The sequence below is a fragment of the Massilia sp. TSP1-1-2 genome (genome assembly GCF_049896185.1).
Taxonomy (GTDB): domain Bacteria; phylum Pseudomonadota; class Gammaproteobacteria; order Burkholderiales; family Burkholderiaceae_D; genus Telluria_A.
The window spans coordinates 1-522 of the sequence record NZ_JAFCTU010000224.1 but is presented as its reverse complement, the minus strand read 5'-3'; the positions used below and the strand labels follow the sequence as shown (position 1 = coordinate 522).

Here is a 522-nt window from a genome sequence, read left to right as displayed (position 1 = left end):
CTGGCGTTTCGATCGGGCACACACGGCCGTAGTGGGTCGGGTGCACGTCGCGCACTTCGAAGCCGGCGCGTTCGCGCGTCAGACCACCAGGGCCCAGAGCGGATACGCGGCGCTTGTGGGTGATTTCCGACAACGGGTTGGTCTGGTCCATAAACTGCGACAGCTGGGACGAACCGAAGAACTCGCGAATCGCAGCCGAAATCGGCTTCGAGTTGATCAGGTCGTGCGGCATCAGGTTGTCCGCTTCGGCTTGGCCGAGGCGTTCCTTGACGGCGCGCTCAACACGCACCAGGCCGGCGCGGAACTGGTTTTCGGCCAGCTCGCCCACGCAACGAACGCGACGGTTACCGAGGTGATCGATATCGTCGACTTCGCCGCGGCCATTGCGCAGTTCCACCAGAATCTTGATCACGGCCAGAACGTCATCGTTCGACAGTGTCATCATGCCGGTCAGTTCGTCACGACCGATACGACGGTTAAATTTCATGCGGCCAACGGCCGACAGGTCGTAGCGCTCAGGGC

At 62.1% G+C, this 522-nt stretch carries 1 pseudogene; it reads right to left on the bottom strand.

The features are described 5' to 3' along the window. Positions 1-522: pseudogene (rpoB, locus tag ACP7BV_RS27820) on the bottom strand (DNA-directed RNA polymerase subunit beta); the annotation flags it as partial.